17 protein-coding genes are annotated in these 18,418 nt (G+C 40.3%); 5 read left to right on the forward strand and 12 right to left on the reverse strand.

Annotated elements, in window-relative coordinates; all coding sequences use genetic code 11:
- Nucleotides 1-186: 186 nt before the first annotated feature.
- From V1500_RS15505 to hxlA, 4 genes are all read right to left on the reverse strand, one after another.
- Nucleotides 187-768, reverse strand: a complete 582-nt coding sequence (locus tag V1500_RS15505; protein WP_409300577.1) for a hypothetical protein — start codon at nt 766-768, stop codon at nt 187-189.
- A gap of 89 nt (nt 769-857) precedes the next feature.
- Entirely contained in the window at nt 858-2,792 is a 1,935-nt protein-coding gene (locus V1500_RS15510; RefSeq protein ID WP_409300579.1) for a primary-amine oxidase, read from the reverse strand.
- Nucleotides 2,793-3,100: 308 nt separating this feature from the next.
- Entirely contained in the window at nt 3,101-3,658 is a 558-nt protein-coding gene (hxlB, locus tag V1500_RS15515; RefSeq protein WP_409300581.1) for a 6-phospho-3-hexuloisomerase, read from the reverse strand.
- A 6-nt stretch (nt 3,659-3,664) separates the two neighbouring features.
- Nucleotides 3,665-4,312: a 3-hexulose-6-phosphate synthase gene (hxlA, locus tag V1500_RS15520; protein WP_409300582.1), complete on the reverse strand. Its 648-nt coding sequence runs from the start codon at nt 4,310-4,312 to the stop codon at nt 3,665-3,667.
- Between the two features lie 506 nt (nt 4,313-4,818).
- Between hxlA and V1500_RS15525 the strand changes: the two genes are divergently transcribed.
- From V1500_RS15525 to V1500_RS15535, 3 genes are all read left to right on the forward strand, one after another.
- Nucleotides 4,819-5,691 (forward strand): carbon-nitrogen hydrolase family protein, encoded by an 873-nt coding sequence (locus tag V1500_RS15525; protein ID WP_409300584.1) that lies wholly within the window; start codon nt 4,819-4,821, stop codon nt 5,689-5,691.
- 12 nt (nt 5,692-5,703) lie between these two features.
- Nucleotides 5,704-6,366, forward strand: coding sequence for a GNAT family N-acetyltransferase (locus V1500_RS15530; RefSeq protein WP_409300586.1), 663 nt, complete (start codon nt 5,704-5,706; stop codon nt 6,364-6,366).
- A 99-nt stretch (nt 6,367-6,465) separates the two neighbouring features.
- Nucleotides 6,466-7,143, forward strand: a complete 678-nt coding sequence (locus V1500_RS15535; RefSeq protein ID WP_409300588.1) for a GNAT family N-acetyltransferase — start codon at nt 6,466-6,468, stop codon at nt 7,141-7,143.
- 766 nt (nt 7,144-7,909) lie between these two features.
- Here V1500_RS15535 and V1500_RS15540 read toward each other — a convergent pair.
- Nucleotides 7,910-8,668 carry a phosphoglycolate phosphatase gene (locus V1500_RS15540; RefSeq protein ID WP_409300589.1) on the reverse strand — a complete coding sequence of 253 codons (759 nt, stop codon included), beginning with the start codon at nt 8,666-8,668 and terminating at the stop codon, nt 7,910-7,912.
- A gap of 236 nt (nt 8,669-8,904) precedes the next feature.
- Here V1500_RS15540 and V1500_RS15545 point away from each other — a divergent pair, with 236 nt between their 5' ends.
- The gene (locus tag V1500_RS15545) at nt 8,905-9,081 is read left to right on the forward strand and encodes a hypothetical protein (protein ID WP_409300591.1); all 177 of its coding nucleotides are present in this window, start codon (nt 8,905-8,907) and stop codon (nt 9,079-9,081) included.
- A 598-nt stretch (nt 9,082-9,679) separates the two neighbouring features.
- Here V1500_RS15545 and rpiB read toward each other — a convergent pair.
- The 5 genes from rpiB to glpX form a co-directional block, all read right to left on the reverse strand.
- A complete protein-coding gene (gene rpiB / locus V1500_RS15550; protein WP_409300592.1) occupies nt 9,680-10,138 on the reverse strand; it encodes a ribose 5-phosphate isomerase B in 459 nt (152 codons plus the stop codon).
- A gap of 112 nt (nt 10,139-10,250) precedes the next feature.
- Nucleotides 10,251-11,210: a 6-phosphofructokinase gene (pfkA, locus tag V1500_RS15555; RefSeq protein ID WP_409300594.1), complete on the reverse strand. Its 960-nt coding sequence runs from the start codon at nt 11,208-11,210 to the stop codon at nt 10,251-10,253.
- 357 nt (nt 11,211-11,567) lie between these two features.
- Complete coding sequence (tkt, locus tag V1500_RS15560; RefSeq protein ID WP_409300596.1) at nt 11,568-13,574, reverse strand: transketolase; 2,007 nt, start codon at nt 13,572-13,574, stop codon at nt 11,568-11,570.
- Between the two features lie 27 nt (nt 13,575-13,601).
- On the reverse strand, nt 13,602-14,486 hold the full coding sequence (gene fba, locus V1500_RS15565; RefSeq protein WP_409300597.1) for a class II fructose-1,6-bisphosphate aldolase: 885 nt from the start codon (nt 14,484-14,486) through the stop codon (nt 13,602-13,604).
- Nucleotides 14,487-14,546: 60 nt separating this feature from the next.
- Entirely contained in the window at nt 14,547-15,518 is a 972-nt protein-coding gene (gene glpX / locus V1500_RS15570; RefSeq protein WP_409300598.1) for a class II fructose-bisphosphatase, read from the reverse strand.
- A gap of 161 nt (nt 15,519-15,679) precedes the next feature.
- Here glpX and V1500_RS15575 point away from each other — a divergent pair, with 161 nt between their 5' ends.
- Nucleotides 15,680-16,027 (forward strand): winged helix-turn-helix transcriptional regulator, encoded by a 348-nt coding sequence (locus V1500_RS15575; RefSeq protein WP_409300600.1) that lies wholly within the window; start codon nt 15,680-15,682, stop codon nt 16,025-16,027.
- A 279-nt stretch (nt 16,028-16,306) separates the two neighbouring features.
- Here the strand turns inward: V1500_RS15575 and V1500_RS15580 are convergent, their stop codons facing one another.
- Nucleotides 16,307-17,338, reverse strand: a complete 1,032-nt coding sequence (locus tag V1500_RS15580) for a glyceraldehyde-3-phosphate dehydrogenase (protein ID WP_409300601.1) — start codon at nt 17,336-17,338, stop codon at nt 16,307-16,309.
- Between the two features lie 114 nt (nt 17,339-17,452).
- Nucleotides 17,453-18,352 carry a phosphogluconate dehydrogenase (NAD(+)-dependent, decarboxylating) gene (gnd, locus tag V1500_RS15585; protein WP_409300603.1) on the reverse strand — a complete coding sequence of 300 codons (900 nt, stop codon included), beginning with the start codon at nt 18,350-18,352 and terminating at the stop codon, nt 17,453-17,455.
- Nucleotides 18,353-18,418 lie beyond the last annotated feature (66 nt).

The following is an 18,418-nucleotide window of genomic DNA, read 5'->3' on the forward strand; positions in this document are numbered from 1 at the left end:
AGAGGTGTGTATTTGTTAAGAAGATGTTGATCTTGAAAATTAGCACAACGAATATATTCAGAATATTCAGATAATTATGTTTGTATCTCATCTACCCAATCAAGTATTTTTAAAAATATACGATTTTATCGTCTTCTACAGTCATTGTATCTACGATATTTATCGACTCAATCTAGCCGGCTAAAATCATTCATGGTGATGTTGATGGTCCTGAAGTCCGTCTTTTTTACTTACCATTGTTTCTGAACCAAGTTGTGTGAAAGCAAGCAGGATCACAACAGAAATTATTGATGTAATTATCCAAGGATAGATACGGGGAAGAAGCGAGATATTGTTTCCAGCGTTCTTTAATTCAGCGTTAATCAAAATAATGATACACAACGTACTCATGATAAAAAGAATATCCATGAAAACTAGCATCAGTGTAAAATTATCTTGTGGCAACATTTCCCCCAGCATCGCTCCCATCATACCTCCCATAACGCCTGCTCCAATACCTTCTACAAGTACAAGGAGATTAATAGATTTTCCTACCAATAGACCGACTATGAGACTGAAGATAATGCATAGTATTGTAGAAAGAGACAAATTTCCTTTAAATTGGATTCCTGCGATTAAGCCGATCGTTAAACTACTAGCCATCCCCAATAGCATTGCAACGGTCATTCCGGTCATATTTTTTAATTTATCTTTATGAATATGGACCTTAACTACACAAACAATAGTATGAACTATTACCATTAAAGTACTTACCAACAGGAGTAACATGAGTTTACCTCCAAACACTATTGATTCTTGGTCTGTTCTAAGAAAAGGTGAAAAAGAAATTGCGATAATTCCTTTTTCACCTTAATTTTTTACTTATGGCAGCAACTGGTTCCTTTCGATGAACGTGGTAAATCCAAAGCTGGGTTTCCATCAAAGAATCCATGAGGTTTTAATTCGAATCCTATATAGTGGGTAGGCATGACTGGCCAATCTTCAGGGCGTACGACATGATGGACTCCCATGTTATACCAAACTACAATATCTTCATTTTCAATTGAACGATTTTCTTTTACCCAATGATCTAGAGAATCTCCACCCTTACTTTGGTTTGGATATGTTCCAGCAGCAAACATTTGATCCCGATCATATTTGGTGACATGCAAATGGTTTTTGATAAACCCTGCACGTTTCATTACACTAGATTCATCGTGTATAAATGGCACAAGATTGTGACCTGGAACTAATTCATAAGCCACTGGGTCGCCTACATAGTTTTTGGAGTTAGGATTTGTAATCTTCCAAATCCTACCCGTTTCCATATTGATTGTTCTTTGTGCTTCTAGTTCAGTTTTTAAAGGTGTCCCTTCCGCATAGAAACCAATTAATTTCTTATTAGCTCCTCCGGGTTTAGATGCGACAGTATTATATTCTACCAAAGTATTCTTTTGGCCATCGATTTGTGGATCAATACGGTAATTGAAAATATGTTGATGAATTGGTGCACTTAGCTGTGGAGCAATCTCCGTACCATACTTCGGTTTTTCGCCTTTTGGAATGGCACCAACGTTCAATATACCAGTTAACTTAGCTTCATGTTCAATTCTACCATCCGTATAGAAATACCAGAAGAAACCATAGTCATAGTTTGCTACTGTCGTAAAGAAAGAGATTACCAAGCGACGTGAACGACGTACTTCAACATCCTCTGTTCTCCAATCTGTGTGCTTCCATGCAATACCGTAATCCTCTTCATGCAGACAGACTGCATTAGGAATTTTATGGATTCCACCATCACTAGTTGCCATTGTAGCGTCAAAGTAGTGGATATGACCTAAACAGTCACAACCCAATACTAAAGAGTTGGCTAACCGCCCGATGCCATATTCACCAGCATCGAATGCACATTGCCAGTCATGGGCGGGATCTGTATCTCCGTATGGGACCACCATTTCGGATAAAGCTGCGCGATACAACACTGGTCGTTTTTTACCTTTATCTTGATAGCTTACAGTGTGGAGAACCAGCCCTTCTCTAGGTGTATACCCGATCCGGATATCCCACTTTTGCCACTTTATATTGTGTCCGTTAATTTCAAAACTCGGCCCCTCTGGCTGTGTAATTTCAATTGGCTTTAAATCGGTTCTTACCTGGATATTTTCATTTTGTTCAGGTTTATAAAGTGCATGTAATGGAGGAAGTTCTCTTACACCGGAGTCTTCTATCCTAACGATTTCCATCGTACTTAAGTCAACTACAGGCAATAAACCTGTAAGAGGGTAAGCATAGGCGTTGTCACCCTGAAACTTTCTTATGAAACATAAGGCCTTAGCAAGTCTTCTACCCTCATCCTCCTCGATGCCGTGATATCCCACAGACCAGGGATCAACCATCACCAGGCTTGGATCTTCAACACCGCGTTTACGAAGAGCTGCAATGAAGTCAGGATGTTTCTTGACGGTTTCCTCTAGTTCGCCATATTCTTCAAGAAGAAATGACGGCTGCACACCTGGGATATGTTTCCACGAAACTACCTCTTCGTTTGATATAGAGACTACCGCTTCATAGGTTTTACTATCTTTGGTATCCAACACAACGATGAAGGCTTCACGTGTTATAGGAGTTCCCTCTTCGAAATTTAATACGATTTCTTTATCGGGTTCATATAATACCACTTGCTCAAATCTTGCTGAATCAGTAAGATTCTTTTTCTCCCTGATTATCCCAACTGCTTTTTCAATTTCCTCAGCTGTTAGTGGCTCTAGTGGATGTAATACTTTTTGTAATACCTTTTCTGGTGTTCCCATTATATATTGCCTCCCTCTAAATTGTGTGAATTCGACTTGCATTCTAATGCCAGCAAATTGAATAATAAAGTTGTCTTAATCTACATGACCAAGAATATAATTACGTACAGGTGATAGTTGGATTTATCTATTTCGTTATGATCTTAAGGTGAGGTATTAGTAAAAACTAGCATTGTCATTAAGGGCGTTGCTAGCCAATGAGGAGTAGCTGCCTCGTTTAATAAAGCAGGCCATGAATTATTCTAATATCTTTACGATGTTTAAGAATGATAGTTTAGTGGTAAACCAACGGTAATGCGATTTATCTCTTATTCTAAATTGGCATGGCGTCCATACATGACGCCGGATTCCAATCCGCGTTGTTCCATCAGGCGCAGGATGATGGCATCGTAGAATAACAACAGGCTCTGCTCGAATAAGGAGCCCATCGGCTGTATAGTATTGTAATCGCTGTCAGTGCCGGCCTTTGGCTTGGCGGGCAGTTTGATTGCAAGATCGCTCAATTTCCCGATGGTCGAATCGGGTGAGATTGTGACAACCGCAATGGAAGCGCTTAAACTTTTTGCCTTTTCGGCCATGGACGCAAGGCTCTTGGTCTCGCCGGAACCAGAGCCAATAATCAGCAGGTCATCCTGGTCGATGCTTGGGGTCACCGTCTCGCCCACCACATAGGCGTCAAGGCCCATATGCATCAGCCGCATGACGAACGACTTGGCCATGAATCCGGACCTGCCCGCACCTGCCACGAAAACCTTTTTGGACTCGAGGATGCGGTTGACGAGCCTCTCGGCTTCGTCTTCAGCAACAAGGTCAATGGTCCGGTTCAACTCTTTTACGATTTCAGATGCGTATTCGACTGTCTTCATGAGTGATTACCGTTGATTCACAAGACCGTTTTTGACCAATTTCTGCATTTCGGCAGCAACGGCCTGCTTGTTTTCCTGTCCGGTAATCCCGCCACCTACGATGACAAGGTCCGGCTGTGCCTCGATCACTTCCGGCAGCGTATTGAGCTTGATCCCGCCTGCCACGGCAGTCTTTGCATTCTTTACGACGCGCTTGATTGTCTGAAGCTGTTGGAAGGAGTTTTCCCCTACAGCCTGCAGGTCGTATCCTGTGTGAACACAGATGTAATCCACTCCCAATGCATCGATTTCCTTGGCACGCTGTTCGATGTCCTTGACATTGATCATGTCGACAAGGATTTTTGTGCCCTGCTTCCTTGCCTCTTCCACTGCCCCCTTGATGGTGGCATCATCCGTGGCCCCTAAAACAGTGATAATGTCCGCACCTGCTTCGGATGCCTTCATGACCTCGTACGCTCCTGCATCCATGATCTTCAGGTCAGCGAGTACCGTGAGGGACGGGAATGCTTCCTTGATTTCCTTTACAGCGCGAAGGCCCTCATTGATGACAACCGGCGTGCCGATTTCCACCACATCGATATATGCCTCGACTTCCTTCACCACTTCCTTTGCTTGTGGGATGTTTACAAGGTCTAACGCCAATTGAAGTTCCATAATTCCTTCAGCTCCTTCTCTAGTAAATGGATTATTTGATACATGCTTATTATATGTCGCAATTTTCAGAAAAAAAAGTATGCACTTTAATATCATATAGTGTCTAGAAATATACTATTTACCATTTTTCTGGTACAGTGTAAAATTTGAAAATTGATATTGTCCTATTCAAAGCTTGCAGATGTTATATTTAGTGTTTATAAAATTATGTTTTCAAATACTTTCAGGAAATTTATTAAATACTGAAAGATTGAAATTGTATGTTGCCGTCGTATCAGTACCATTTATGAACATCGTTTAACGACTATGATAATTTTTTGAAGAAAAAACACGCACATTTATATCATATAGTGTCTTTAAATACACTATTTACCTTTACTTCTGGTAGAGTATAAAATTTCTACAAGATGATATTGTCTTTTTTAAAACTGCATATGTAATTTTGTTATAAAAGCCAAATCTTTATAAATGCAATGAAACTCTTTTCAACTGAAGGAGGGATATGATTGAAATTACGTGTTTCTGCCATACAGTACCATTTGAAAACTATTAATTCTTTTAAAGATTTTGCTAATCAATGTGAGCATTATTTAAGGTCCGCCCAAGAATTCAACGCTGAGTTCGTCCTCTTTCCAGAATTTTTCACCACACAGCTATTATCGATTGGTAGTAATCAGGGAACAAAATTAACTATTAATGAATTGCCAGGTTTCACTGAGCAGTACAGGGCTCTCTTTTCGTTTTTTGCTAAAGAAACTAGAATGCATATCATTGCTGGTACCCATGTAATCAATAAGGATGGTCGTTTGTTAAATGTTGCTCACCTTTTTTATCCAGATGGCAGAATTGGAGAACAAGCGAAACTACATATCACACCGACAGAAAAAACTGAATGGAACATTACATCTGGAGACGATCTTACCGTTTTTGACACAGAAAAAGGCAAAATTGCAATCTTAACATGTTATGATATAGAATTTCCAGAAATTGTCCGTATGGCTAAAGCCAAAGGAGCTGATGTTATTTTTTGTCCCTCATGTACTGATGACCGACATGGATATTATCGCGTCCGATATTCCTGTCATGCTCGCGCAATAGAAAATCAAGTGTACGTAGTAGTTACGGGAACTGTCGGATCCCTACCAACAGTTGATTTTATGCGTGCAAACTTCACTCAAGCAGCTGTTATCTCTCCGAACGATGTACCCTTTCCTCCAAAAGGGATTATGGTTGAAGGTGAATTAAATGACGATATGATCGTTGTTGCTGATCTTGATTTAGCCTTGTTATATAACATTCGGAGCAGTGGATCTGTCACAACTTGGAGAGATCGACGGACTGATTTATACATTGATTGGGAAGAAGCTCAAAAAATTTAGGGGTGAGTGGTAGTGTATCGGAGCGAATTATTTATCTTTGAAGAGGATAAACCGTATCCTGCCGTGATACGTAACTACAATGAAGATGATTTTGATGAGCTAATTGCGATACAAGCAGAATGTTTTCCACCACCGTTTCCAACCGAATTATTGTGGAACAAAGAGCAATTGCATAACCATGTTACGTTTTTTCCTGAAGGTACCTTATGCATTGAGATAGATGGTAAGCTCGTTGGTTCATTGACTGGGCTGTGTGTCGAAATGGACATATTCTCCACAGCACACACATGGCACGAAATCACAGATGGCGGGTATGTCCGAAATCATAATCCACAGGGAAACACGCTCTATATCGTAGACATTAGTGTGAGGCCCAGGTATCGAAAATTTGGATTAGGTAAATTAATGATGCAGTCCATATATCATATAGTCATTGAACAGAGGCTGAAACGTGTACTTGGCGGAGGACGAATGCCAGGATACCATAAACATGCTGTAGAGTTAAGCCCACAACAATATTTAGACAAGGTGCTTTCAGGTGATTTACAAGATCCCGTGATTAGCTTTTTGTTGAAGTGTGGACGAAAGCCTGTCCAAATAGTAGATAACTACATTGAAGACGAAGAATCACACCACTATGCTGTACTCATGGAATGGAAGAATCCTTTTTTGTAGGCGAAAGACAAAAAAGAACTGTGCTAGGTATTAGTGTAATCAGGCATGGAAACTTTTTTCCGTCTAATAATCTAAAAAATTTAGAGAGGAGATTTTACGATGGAATATTTGCGCATCACAACGATAGATGATCCTTTGTTTCGCCAACTGCATAACTTAATGAAAACTGTATTCCCACAAGAAGAAGTGCTAAAATTTGACCTGTGGAAGGAACCATTAGAGGATCCTGCAATTAGAGTTTTTGTTGCCCTCCATGAAAATGAAGTAGTAGGAGCCACTGAATATCGATTTTATCCAAATTTGAACATTGCGATGACCGACTTTACGATCGTTGGCGTAGCTGGTTTGGGTATTGGCCGCTTTTTGTCCCAAAATAGGCAACGTGATTTAGATAATCTCGCCTATCAAAATGGTAAAGAACTTTTTGGCATGTTCGCAGAAATTTATAATCCATATGTACTTGACCATAATATTAATCATTTTGGTGGAGTTCAAACAATGAACCCCTATGTGCGGAGGGAAGTGCTTTCCCACCTAGGATACAAAAGGTTAGATTTCCCTTATATTCACCCGTCCTGGCAGAATGACGGTGAAGCAGTAGAAGGGCTCGATTTATGCTTTATGCCTAAACAAGATAAGATAAACGAAATTCCATCAGCACTTATTGTTGAATTCCTATCCACGTATTATCAGGTCCTTTCGGAAAAACCTAATAGATGGCTAGAAATGATTGAAAACCTAAAACACACAAAAATTATACAATTACTACCTTTGTAGATTACTTAATAAATAGATTTGGCATAGTAAGAATAGAAATATAGTGACCCCTGTCAAGTAGACGAACAAATTAGAGGCAGCCTGCTGTTTTAGGAAAGGTAAATGGCAGTATCTGTACCTGCTGTTCTTAATTAATATTGAGTAAACACCCTACATTCAAATGGCGAAATACACTCCCCTTGCAGGTTTTGTCCTAATTTTATTTCCTAAATTCATTTATAAGACGCTTCACATTATTGATAAAAAATTCTACTATTTTTTAAAACCCCACCCTTAATAGTCAGATTAAAGGTGGGGTTTTTTGCTATCTACTATAGGGGATTCAAATAAGATGGATTTAACCTAAAAGAAACGCTTCTGCATATAAGAGTATAACCAACTGCATAAACACTTTGAAAATCCAGTTTTTTCAATGTCATATTGTACTAGAATACACAGGGTCTGATCAGGTATTTAGAAGAGATTGTAATGACGGGAGGCCAAAGAATTTAAGAATAGGAAGAGCCCATGCAGCTATAACATATATTCTTGTCGACCTATCGTAAAGGGGAAAATAATAGCGTCTCTAAGATATTAATCGCTTCAATGGCCCACTTTTTTGAACATCATCACAAATAACCTTTGCAAAAAACTCCGTGAATTGCAAGTCTATTAGAATCCGTTTATTGTTTGTTCTTAGCCCTTTATGTCGACTTCTTCATTTTTTTAGGTCAACTACTTCTTATAGCGCATTCCACAGGAAAATGGCTCTTATTGTAACAGAACGCTATACATTGACAGTTCTAAGAATCCATTGCTGGATTGCAATTGCAACACCGTCATTTTCATTGCTCTCAGTAATCCAGTCAGCCGTATCTTTAACGTTGTCTTGTGCATTACCCATAGCCACGCCAAATCCTGCTGCCTTGATCATGGCCATGTCGTTTAAACTATCACCTATTGCCATGACATTTTCCATGTTACATCCCAGTAGGCCGCATACTTTTTCCAGCGCCCTTGCCTTATTGATTCCAGCCGCATTCACTTCGATATTGGTTGGTTTTGAATTACTTAGCTCCAGATGTGCGTTTGCAGCAAGTAGATTATTAATTTCCATACGAACCTTATTATCTTCTACAATAAATCCAAACTTCAGCCATTCGTGAGCCTCTATATCAACAGGCATTTCCCCTCTCCAGACATCATCAATACTAGTTGCCCAGAAACCGGCATTATACTCTTTGGTTAAGTCCCACATCCATTGAATCAGATTGTTAGATAAAATATGTCTTTCAATTAAGTGTCCTTTATGATCAAAAATTTCGCTACCGTTTACAGTAACAAGATATGAAGATAACTGGAGTGAGTTTGCGATTTTTCTACAAAATAAATAAGGGCGCCCAGTAGTCAGAATAACTATAATTCCTTTTTGTTCCGCTTCTTTTACCGCTTTTCTATTTAGTTCTGATATTTCTCCAACTCCATTTAATAAGGTACCGTCTAAATCCAGTGCAATCAACTTTATTTCGTCGTGGCAATAATTCAATTAATTAGTTCACTCCTTTCCTTTAGTAATATCAATGAATATACCTTACTTATGGTAACTATATGATTTTGGCCATTTCTCTGGCTTGCAGTTGTGGAATAGTTCGACTCGCTTTTCTTGGCGGATCACAACCTCTTCTCTCGGTTCCCCAAGTTGTCACAGGAGGGTATGTTGTCATATAAGTACCATTACAATACGAAACAACGATAAAAATATGCAAAAGAGGGAGAAATACTATGATGGTAGAGATAGAGGCAATCGTTCTTCTACAAGTTATTTGCAGCAAAAAACTAATAGATAAAGGTCAATACAAAAACCGCAGGTATAAAAACTATATAAATCATAGTATAGATATACCTGCTATGGCTTCGCAAAATTATTCTGGGTACAAGTATATAAATCCTCGTCAATAATGCTCCCAGACCAACCAGTATTCCCTGATGAGATCAATAGGTTTGGCAAAAATATTTTATATTAGGGAATTTTTCAGGAAAGATTTCTCTTATATAAACTATATCCAAGTGCTACTTTAATACTTTCTGTTAAATTTATGACGCAGCCTACGGAACCGTCAAACAAAATAATACTGCTTTAAATACTGTGATTTTCTTAGTTTCAGCTCAGAACTTAAATTTATTGTAGAAGTGGCTCCTACCCTCTCCCCACTTGTCCAATCTACTTGTGGGATGAGATTGAAATTGAACATTAAACTTAATATCCCTAAATTCGTTTTTTCCGCAAACGGTGCAGCTAGTTTCATCTGTATATAAAATATTACAATGCACACAATATTTTTTTTCCAAAATAGAGCACCATCCTTTTATATTTTATTGTGAGAAACATGCTATATTTACTAACGCATAAGATGTAAGCGGATTCATTTCTGCTTATATATGCACACTTATTACAGGCTTAGCTTCACTTTACTTAGGGACAGAATCCGCAAGGCTCCGGAGTCTTAGGTCCTATTTGTATCACAAAATTGTGTAAATTAACGCAGTAACAAGCTAATCAAAGACTTACCTGAACGTTTTCAGTTTCATACGATGAAATTTTATTGACTCTGATTTCGTGTCTTCCGCCATCAAAGGGGGTGGTTAACCAGACCTGGGCGATACTACGAGCTAATCCTGGACCAATTACTCGCTCCCCCATTGCGAGTATATTAGAATCGTTATGTTCTCTGGTTGCTCTGGCACTAAACATGTCATGAACAAGAGCACAGCGTACTCCTTGTACCTTATTTGCTGCAATGCTCATTCCGATACCAGTACCACAAATCAAGATGCCGCGTTCCACTTCGCCATTAGCTACCTTTTCCGCTACAGGTATGGCATAATCCGGATAATCAACAGATGTTTCACACTCGCAACCCAAATTTATGAAATCAATTTTCAGCTCTTCCATGAGCGATATGATTTCTTTACGGATGTTAATTCCTCCATGATCGGATGCAATTGCTACCTTCACCTTACTCCCTCCTTGTCCTATTAAGTGTTAATACTATTTTTTATCTAATTTGAAAAGCACTACAATGCCCCTCGTGATAAAACTATATGACATTGAACAATGTGATCTATTATTAAATGGATAAACTTCGTGCTAAATCGTAAATGGATAAATCAATGGTATGTTTATCTTTCTCCGCTTCACCGAATGCTCTATGAATGAGTTGGGCATTTTTTATTCCCACCATCACCCCATGTTCCCCTTCATCAAGTAAATCTACAGCTTTCGCCCCCATTTGGCTACTTATCATTCGGTCGTAAGCAGAAGGCGAGCCTCCACGTTGAATATGTCCAAGTATCGTGACTTTCGTATCGAATCCCGTTTTTTCCCGTATATTATTACCGATTTGCAATCCTTTACCAACCCCTTCAGCAACTACGATAATACTGTGTGTTTTCCCTCGCTGCTGTCCTTGTTTAATGCGCTCAATTATATCGTCTAAATCCTGATGAGCTTCAGGAATGATAATGGACTCTGCGCCAGCGCACATACCTGCCCAAAGGGCGATGTCACCCGCGTCTCGTCCCATTACCTCAATGATAAATGTACGTTCATGTGATGAAGCTGTATCCCTTATTTGATCGATAGCTGATACAGCAGTGTTAACAGCTGTATCAAATCCAATTGCATAATCGGTTCCTGGAATATCATTATCTATTGATCCCGGTATACCAATCGTTGCGACTCCTAATTCTGATAACTTTTTAGCCCCCCTGAACGATCCGTCTCCTCCAATCACGACTAATCCATTAACCGCCTTGTTATTCAACTGGACTAGCGCCCGTTGCTGACCTTCATTTGTTTTAAATTCTTCACTACGCGAGCTTCTTAAAATAGTACCTCCACGGTGAAGAATGTCGCCGACACTTCCAAGGTTCATTGAAATAAAATCCCCTTCAATTAAACCTTTGTAGCCGTTTTGTACACCATACACCTCAAACCCTTTGAATATGGCTCTTCGTACAACAGCGCGAATGGCTGTGTTCATTCCTGGTGCATCCCCGCCACTAGTTAATACAGCAATCTTTTTCATGCTCTGTTTCCTCCAATGCAATCTATGTCTTATATAAGCCACGATAATGAACTATAATAGTTGAAACCCCTGGACAGTGATAATGAGGGACCCTCTCCCCAAAACACATATTTACGCCCCCAGAAACCTGGAATTTGGAGGAATCGACAAACATCAACTATGAGGACGAAAATGGCCGGTTGCTTCATTTGCGAAATTGGCTTACTTCGACTTTTAATAAATCGTAAAACTACTGAATAACGTCATGTATTGTACTTATTGGAAAAAAGGGCAGCTTCACCAACTGATGAAGTCTGCCCAGAACCCAGTGCTAGCCATCGATATTCACAGTCTGATATTATTACTATTTTATGTTTGTCATTTTGATAAAAGATTTTTAAACTGCGAAATCACATTTTTTACAGTAAAACCATATTCCTCTATTAGCCTATCCCCTGGTGCAGAAGCTCCGAATTGGTCAATTGATAGCACAGCACCCTTATCTCCCACATATTTACTCCATCCGAGGGAAGCCGCCATCTCAATCCCAAGGCGTATTTGAACGTCTTTCGGAAGTACACTTTCCTTATATACATCCGACTGTTTTTCAAATCTATCCCAACTTGGCATACTAACGACGGAGACACTGATTCCTTCCTCTTTAAGTACTTGTTGCGCTTCAACTGCAAGTGATACTTCTGAACCAGAGGCAAGTAAAATACCAACAGGATGCTTCGCCTCAGAAATAACATATGCTCCTTTTTTCACACCTTCGTAAGCTCTCTCCGAATCTACTAAGGTTGGCAGATCCTGTCGTGTTAGGATCAGGGCTGCCGGCTCATCCTTACTTTCTAATGCCAGCTTCCATGCTGCCGCTGTCTCGTTACCTTCTGCTGGACGAATGGTTGAAAGGCCAGGCATGGCACGTAAAGAAGCCAACTGTTCAATAGGTTCATGTGTTGGACCATCTTCCCCTACAGCAACACTATCATGGGTAAACACGTATATTACTGGTAGTTTCATCAATGCTGAAAGTCGTATCGCAGGTCGTAAATAGTCTGAAAAAACAAAGAACGTAGCACCGAAGACTTTTACTCCTCCATGGAGAGCCATCCCATTTACCGCAGCCCCCATGGCAAACTCCCGCACACCGAACCAGATGTTACGTCCACTATAATCGGACGCAGTGTAATTAGCTTCCCCCTTTAGCAAGGTCTTGTTTGAAGATGCTAAGTCAGCGGAGCCACCAATTAGTTGAGGCACGTTCCTGGCAAGGGCGTTAAGTACTTCTCCGCTAGAAGAACGCGTGGCCAGAGTGTCATTTCCTATACGATATTGAGGGACATCAGTGTCCCATCCTTCAGGAAGATTTCCATTTATAGCTTGGGTTAATTCATTCGCAAGAGCCGGGTACTTACGTTGGTATCTGGCAAATAGTTCATTCCAGTTGTGTTCCCTCTGCTCGGCCACTTCTTTTAATTCTGCAAAATGTTTTTTAACTTCTACGGGAATATAAAAATCTTCGCTAAATGGCCAATTGTAATGCTCTTTTACTAGTTTTATTTCTTCTTTGCCAAGTGGTGCACCGTGTGACGCAGATTTACCTCCCTTATTTGGTGATCCATAGCCGATGATCGTTTTGACTTCAATCAATGTTGGTTGACCTTCGTTCGCTTTTGCTTTAATTAATGCATTTGAAATAGCAGTAACATCATTGCCGTCATCCACCCGCAGAACTTGCCATCCGTATGCTTTAAATCGATCGGCTACACTTTCACTGAAGGACATGCTAAGGTCACCATCGAGAGAAATATCATTAGAATCATATAAGACTATTAAACGCCCAAGTTTTAGATGTCCGGCAAGGGATGCTGCCTCCGCTGATACACCTTCCATTAGGTCTCCATCACCGCAAATACTGTATGTGTAGTGATCCATTACATTGAAAGTATCTCTATTGTAAGTGGCGGCTAAATGCCGTTCAGCCATTGCCATGCCGACAGCCATCGCAATACCTTGTCCCAATGGACCTGTTGTTGCATCTACCCCAGGAGTATGTCCGAATTCAGGGTGACCAGGAGTTTTGCTTCCCCACTGACGGAAGTTTTTTAAGTCGTCTAAGGAAACATCATAACCCGTTAAATGTAACAGACTGTAGAGGAGCATCGAGCCGTGCCCCGCTGATAACGTGAAGCGGTCGCGATTGAACCATTTTGGATTACTAGGATTATAATTCATAAATTTTGTCCATAACGTGTAGGCCATAGGGGCCGAACCCATAGGCATACCAGGATGCCCTGAACCTACTTTCTCGATTGCATCAATGGATAAGGTTCTTAGAGTGTTTATGGATAATAGATCCACATTTACTGTTTGTTCAATCATTAATTTTTCCCCTTCCCTTCACACCGATTATCTTGTAAGTACAGTCTCATGCAATTGTGCTTTACCTGAAGAACCAAACTCTCGCATCTTACCTTTCACTGTGTCTTTGATGGCTTCACGAGCAGGTGCAAGATATTTACGTGGATCATATACTTCATCATCATTGCTCAATACATCACGTACAGCCTTTGTTGCGGATATCTGACTTTCAGTATTAACATTTATTTTCGCAGAACCGAGAGAAATAGCTCTTTGAATATCCTTTGTTGGAATCCCTGTCCCACCGTGGAGGACAAGAGGAATGCCTGTCAGTTCCATAACTTCTTTCATACGATCAAAACCAAGATTTGGTGCGCCCTTATATGGACCGTGTACAGATCCTAATGCAGGGGCAAAGCAATCGACTCCTGTTTCGCGGACTAATTGCTCGCATTCCGCAGGAATGGCGTATGCAGATTCGGCGTCAAATATATCATCTTCTTGTCCTCCGATACGGCCAAGCTCTGCTTCTACTGAAACACCTACAGCATGGGCAATTTGGACAACACGTTTCGTTAGTTCAATATTTTCTTCAAGGGGGTGATGTGAGCCATCAATCATAACAGAAGTAAATCCGGCATGTATGGCTTGTACACATTTCTCTAGACTGGAACCATGATCCAAATGAATGGCCACCGGAACCGTCATGTTATATTCCTCCATTAAGGCCTTGACCATTTCCACAGTAAATTTAAATCCCCCCATGTACCGAGCAGCACCTTCTGACACGCCCAAAATGACCGGTGAATTTTCTTCCTGAGCCGCTTGTAGAATGGCTTGGGTGAACTCAAGATTGTTTATGTTAAATTGTCCAACTGCATACCCCCCCTCTTTTGCTTGAATTAACATTTCCTTCATGGATACTAATGGCATAACGATCGCTCTCCTTATCTAAATTTTATAGGTTTGTGATGTACTTTTACTTACAGATTATCAATGGTAAGCTTCAATAAATTGGACGGTTTTATGTTGTCCTCCAATGGTTAAAAACGAATGAGTTAATATAGAGCCATCTTCTATTCTGCGAATGCCTTTTAACAGCATTCCATCCGTAATCCCTGTAGCTACAAAAAAGCAATCCTCTGTTTTTACAATCTCCTCAAGTGTAAAGACTTTTTCAGGATTTGATATTCCCATCCGTACACAGCGCTTGTATTCATCAGTGTTTTGAGGTACAAGTTGCCCTTGGAAATCTCCACCTAAACACTTGAGTGCAGTAGCAGCTATAACTCCCTCGGGGGCTCCGCCAGTTCCTACTAATATATCAATCTCAATATGTTCGAGTGCGGTCGCGATAGCCCCGGTTACATCGCCATCGGAAAATAACTTCACCCTGGCTCCTGCTTCATATACTTGTCGCATCAGATCATCGTGTCGAGGGCGGTCTTGAATCATCACTGTTAGCTCATTTACTTTTTTGCCCAAGGCTTTTGCAACTGAAATCATATTTTCTGTTAATGAAGCTTCTATGTTGATGTGGCCTTTCGCTTTTGGTCCTACAGCTATTTTTTTCATGTACATGTCTGGAGCATGCAGCAAACCTCCCTTTTCTGCGCCTGCAATCACTGTTATGGAGTTATCCTGCCCTTTTGACATTAAAGTCGTTCCCTCTACCGGATCTACTGCAATATCTACGTGCGGGCCATATCCTGTTCCAAGTTGCTCATTAATATAGAGCATTGGGGCTTCATCAAGTTCCCCTTCTCCAATCACTATTAATCCAGCCATATCAATGAGGTTCATCCTGTCGCGCATTGCCCTCGTGCCAGCCCCATCCGCTGCTATTTTATTTCTTTTTCCTATCCACGGATACGATGCGATTGCTGCTTCTTGGGCTACAGAGAGGAAATCGAAAGCTAAAGTCTGGACACGAGTCTCCATCACTGTCACCTTTGTTTCACTCATTTGTTCACCTCCTAAATATATTTGTTCAAATTTTTCAAATATTCTGGTTATCTCCTGTACAAGTATCATTATAATGCGTATAATATGATTATGAAAGTACGCACTTTACTAGCATATAGTATCAAAAAGTATACTACTAATTCTCAGAAAGGAGGGACAACATGAGTCGCATAGATAATCGAACATTCAACTGTGAAAAAGAGCTGACGCTTGCTGTGATTGGGGGTAAATGGAAAATGCTTATTTTATGGCATTTGGGTAAAGAAGGCACAAAACGTTTTAACCAGCTAAAATCTCTAATCCCTGATATTACTCAAAGGATGCTGGTAGCCCAGTTACGGGAACTAGAGGATGATCTCATCGTACATCGGAAGGTTTATCCTGTGGTTCCACCAAAGGTGGAATATTCACTTACCGAAAATGGGAGAAGCTTGATGCCGATTCTCGAATCCATGTACGAATGGGGTAAGAATTATATGGAAACAGTTATTACGGAGAAAGCTAAATGATAGGTGAAATACTAATTTAAAATACTCCAGTCGGACAATGTAAATATTGAAGACATAAAAAAGTCCACATTAAGCAATCAGTTACCAGGCTGCTTGATGTGGTCTTTAACAATCTACCCCATTTTGATGTAGCACTATACAATGTTTTGGTAGAACCGCTTTTTAGGTAATGTGCGATTGTTATGATACAAATTTGTCCTCCCATAGTCACATTTGGACTATTATTTTTTCACACATGTATGCATTCTTCCTTATAAATTTAAAACAGGAACATTTGGGTTATCCCACCTTCATCGTTGAAACAATCCCCATTTGCATCGCGACAAGTTTCACTAGCTCTACAACCCTATTAGAGTAGCCCCATTCATTGTCATACCATGCGAGGACCTTTACCTTTGTTCCACCAATCACGAGCGTGGATAAACTGTCTATTATAGCTGAATGTGGATCCGTATTAAAATCGATGGATACTAAAGGTTCTTCTGTATATGATAAAATCCCTTGTAAAGATCCTTGTGAAGCAGAAATAAATGCGCGATTTACATCATTTATAGTAACGTCCTGTTTTAAATCAACTACCAAATCAACTAATGAGACATTTGGAATTGGAACACGTAAAGCTATTCCATGCATTTTTCCTTCTAATTCCGGCATTACAATTGAAAGGGATTTCGCGGCCCCTGTGGAAGTAGGTATGATGCTTTGGCCACATGCCCGGGCCCTACGCAAATCCTTATGTGGATTATCGATATTTCGTTGGTCATTGGTGTACGCATGCACAGTCGTCATCAAGCCGTGTTCAATCCCAAACGTATCATGTAGCACTTTAACAATAGGCGCCAGGCAATTTGTTGTACATGACGCATTAGAAATAATAAAATGCCGGTCATTATCTAAAATATGTTCATTTACTCCCATCACAATTGTGACGTCTTCCTGCTTTCCCGGGGCTGTTAGAATGACTTTTCTGGCTCCTGCTTCTAAATGAAGCACTGCTTTTTCCCTCGCGTTAAATTTTCCAGTCGCTTCCACTACGATATCGATTTCCAATTTTCCCCACGGGAGCTGCTTAGGATCACGATTATTGAGTAAAAGCACTCGATGTCCATTAACCGTGATGGAATCTGTTGAAGCAATTACTTCGCCTTCAAATCTTCCATGGGTCGTGTCATATTTTATCAAATGAGCTAACGTCTCAGCGGGATAGCTTGCGTTTATCGCTACGATGTCAAGTGTGTCATCTAGTATCGCTTTCCGAAAGACTAGCCTCCCTATCCTCCCAAAACCATTAATAGCTATTCTTGCTTTCACAGTTTTTAGCTCCTCTCCGAATGAAATGGAATTCTTATTCAGTGCGTTTAATGGCGAGGGCGCACCCCGCGCTGATTAGTGAATAGTTTATAATCATAATAAAGTCGAACCCCATCACCTTGTCACTTTCTGTACAGCATGACCACCAAATTCATTTCGAAGGGCTGCTACAACTTTTCCGGCGAAAGTATCATCATGCAACGAACGATAACGCATAAGTAAGGACATAGCGATTATAGGCGTGGCAGTTTGAAGATCTAAGGCCGTTTCAAGAGTCCATTTACCTTCTCCTGATGAATTCATGACGCCCTTAATATCTTCTAATTTAGCATCTTTGGAAAACGCGTTTTCGGTTAATTCCATTAACCATGAACGGATGACTGAACCATTATTCCATACTCGTGCAACTTTCTCAAAATCGTAATCGTATTCACTTCGTTCTAACAACTCAAAGCCTTCTCCAACGGCAGCCATCATTCCATACTCAATACCGTTGTGGACCATTTTTAGGAAATGGCCACTTCCTGCTGGACCTGCATACAAATATCCATTTTCTACAGATGAATCGCGAAAAATAGGCTCGACTTTCTTCCAAACTTCTTGATCACCACCTACCATATAACAAGCTCCATTTCGAGCACCCTCTATCCCTCCTGAGGTGCCTACATCTAAAAAATGAACACCAAATTTCTTTAAATTTTGATAACGTTTTATTGATTGTTTATAGTGCGAATTACCGGCTTCAATGACTACATCTCCACTATTTAAGAAGGGTAATAAATCAAAGACCACCATATCAACCGTGTCGTGTGGAATCATGAGCCAAATGATTCTTGGGGATTCTAAGCATTGAACCAGTTGGATAATGGATGAAGTACCGTAAGCTCCATACCGCTCCATTTCTTGTACAGCATCTTCATTGACATCATAAACTACTATTTCATGATCATGGTCAATCAAGTTCAACCCCAAATTAAAGCCCATTTTTCCTAATCCAATTAGTCCAACTTTCACCTTTAAGCCCCCTTATTAGTAAATATGAAGTTTGATTGGTCTACCTTCATTCGGTGATGTTTTGTT

Origin of the sequence: Peribacillus sedimenti (genome assembly GCF_046237635.1) — a bacterium.
GTDB lineage: Bacteria > Bacillota > Bacilli > Bacillales > DSM-1321 > Peribacillus > Peribacillus sedimenti.